The sequence below is a fragment of the Brochothrix sp. genome (assembly GCF_017549435.1).
Lineage (GTDB): Bacteria > Bacillota > Bacilli > Lactobacillales > Listeriaceae > Brochothrix > Brochothrix thermosphacta.
Genome location: NZ_JAFYUW010000119.1, coordinates 1 through 2,869 on the forward strand (window position 1 = coordinate 1; position 2,869 = coordinate 2,869).

Sequence of the window (2,869 nt, forward strand, 5' to 3'; positions counted from 1 at the left end):
CACAGCGAATGGTTCGCCGCGTATGCAATTAGAAGATGGTAATTATTATACGGGTCATCGGATAAATGTTTTACAAACGATAGGAACAGCTGCAAAATATTATACGGTTAATCCTAAAAAAGTTAAAGTTTTAAAAGAAGATTGGTCACACAAGAGTGTGGATTTCACAGGAAAAAACAGAGTTGAAAAGTATAAAGTAGGAAGCATACTTAAGGTTAAAAGAATCGTATATACTTCGAACGGTTCGCCACGGATGGAATTATCAAATGGTCGATTCTATACAGGTCACAAGACAAATGTCGTAAAGTATAATTGATTTTAAAAGGCACTGTGTCAAATAGTGTTGGTGAGAAAAATTTCTATTAAATTAAGAAGCTTTTTGGATTGTAGATTAAGTTCTACAATCCTTTTTTGTATATGATTAATTATTGAAACAGAGAAGAATGCGATTTCGGAAATTGGTGAAATTCTTGTAATCAAAACTAACACGTTTGATGAGCTTAATCTTGTTATTGCTAATATCGTTGCGAATTTATTTGCTTACGAGATTTGTATGAGACGGAAGTTTCGCCAGAAATTGAGTATCATTCATTCTATTTATCTTGGTTGAATAACAATAGATAAAACTACTATTGATTGCGTGTGAATATTTACGTAACGTTCGTAGGCTTTTTTTCAAATAGTGAGAAACACCGTTATGTTTTTGATGAATAAGTGCATTGTAAGCTTCAAAATTACGATGGTCAAAGGCAACTGTCAGTTGCTGTACGAGTCGGTAGGTTGCTTTGAATGACTCATCTAAGTTAGTCAAGTAATCTATAATACCATGAGAGGTCATTATACATTTGAACAAAGGTGTATAACGATACAGCGTATCGCTTAGTTCAGATTCTTTCTTGAGTATCAACTTCCAATAACGTTTGAGTTTACGGTATGTTTTCTGACTTTCTGGAGATGAGGTTTTAAATCGATTCATGAGTTGGATATGAGTCTGTGACAGAGAACGGACGATTAGTTGTGACAAGTGGAAGCGATCAACAATTAATTTTGCTTTTGGAAAAAATTCTTTAGCCATTACATAATTAGGGGCATTCATATCGACAACTACTATTTTAACCGCGTTTCTGACGGTTCTAGAATAAGATGAAAAGTAATCTTTAAGGACAGTTAAACGGCGAGAAGGTAAAATATCAATGATTTTATGGGTTGTTGAATCACTAATATTATTTACGTGACGTTCAGCTCAAAAGGATGTACTTATCTTCGATAATGGACATTTATCACAGAAAATTTGATGATAGTCAAGATAAGGCATTCGTATTAGATACTCTCAATCAATTGCCAAAACTTGAAAGCTACTTATTGCATAATGATTAGGGCTCAGATTACAAAGTTTACGCCTATCAAAATAGGCATCATCATTAGGTCCCATAGGGTGGGAACTTAATAATAATGCCTGTATCGAATTGATTAATACCATTGTAAAGTCTGAAACGCTCTATTTAAAGCCTAAGAAATAGTTTTTGATTAATCCTATTTCGATAGGGTAGTTCCATATTGTCACTAACGCTTTTTTTATTTAAGTTGGCTGATTAATAACCGTTAGGATTTTTTTCAAACCAGTGCCAGGCATCTGCGACGATTGTTTCTAATTTAGCATGTTGGGGCGACCATCCAAGTTGCTGTTTGGCTTTATCAGAACTTGCGATTAAAGTTGCAGGATCCCCTAGTCGAATGGGAGCCATTACTTCAGGTATAGTGTGACCAGTCACTTTTCGACAGACCTCGATGACTTCTTTAACGCTGAAGCCTTGGCCGTTGCCAAGATTATAGGCGCTATTTTCACCGTCAGCAAATAAATCATCAAGTGCTAAAATATGTGCGGCAATTAAATCGGACACATGGATGTAGTCACGAACGCATGTCCCATCTTCTGTTGGGTAAGTATCTCCGAAAATTGAAATATGCTCTCTTTTCCCTAAAGCTACTTCAAGAACTAATGGAATCAAGTGTGATTCTGGACGATGGTCTTCACCAGCACGACCTGTAGGGTCTGCACCAGCAACATTGAAGTAACGTAAAACTTTATAACGTAAATCAGAACTATTAGCAGTCCATTTTAGTAATTTTTCAATGGCTAATTTAGTTTCGCCATAGGGGTTAGTTGGTATTTGAGCATCTGTTTCAACAATGGGTTGACGCAAGGGTTCACCAAATGTTGCAGCAGTTGATGAGAAAACAATGTTGTTGATGTTATGACGTTTCATTGCTTCCAATAATGTAATCGCACCACCCACATTATTATTGTAATAAGTTAAAGGTTCTTGGACGCTCACACCAACTAATGAATCAGCAGCAAAATGCATCACGGCTGTGATTTTTTCAGTGGTGAAAACAGTATCTAAAAATTTAGCATCTCTAATATCACCTTTATAAAGTTTCACGCCTGCAGGTACAGATTCAGCATGTCCAGTGGAAAGATTGTCAATAACAACGACATCCGTTCCACGATCAAGTAATGCGAGTGCGGCATGAGAACCGATATAACCGGCGCCACCACAAATTGCAATTGTCACAAAAAAACACTCCTTTTTAAAAAAACGTTTAATTTATTATTATTATAGCATAGATAAACAGTACTATTAAACTAGGTTGGGATTGTCTGGGGGAAAGAAACAATTCTAGTTTTAGATTGTTTTTAATAGTTCGAATATTGCATAGATGATAGATTTTTTTTACTATAGAAGAATAGTTTCATCTTAAAATGGTATAGACCAGAAACCGGTTTCATGTTATGATAAAAAACAGAATAGGAAAAGAATTTTAAGCTCTTTTCGTAATAAATATTGGAGGAGGAAAAAAGATGAAA

At 35.3% G+C, this 2,869-nt stretch carries 2 protein-coding genes and 1 pseudogene; 1 reads left to right on the plus strand and 2 read right to left on the minus strand.

Annotation, left to right across the window (positions count from 1 at the left end; all coding sequences use genetic code 11):
* A partial coding sequence (locus IKV95_RS08140) for a DUF5776 domain-containing protein (RefSeq protein WP_287451636.1) occupies window positions 1–316 on the plus strand: 316 nt, incomplete at its 5' end.
* Window positions 317–532: 216 nt separating this feature from the next.
* Here IKV95_RS08140 and IKV95_RS08145 read toward each other — a convergent pair.
* Together IKV95_RS08145 and galE are read right to left on the minus strand one after the other, a co-directional pair.
* A pseudogene (locus tag IKV95_RS08145) lies at window positions 533–1,225 on the minus strand (transposase); the annotation flags it as partial.
* Window positions 1,226–1,592: 367 nt separating this feature from the next.
* Window positions 1,593–2,576: a UDP-glucose 4-epimerase GalE gene (gene galE / locus IKV95_RS08150; protein WP_287451637.1), complete on the minus strand. Its 984-nt coding sequence runs from the start codon at window positions 2,574–2,576 to the stop codon at window positions 1,593–1,595.
* Window positions 2,577–2,869 lie beyond the last annotated feature (293 nt).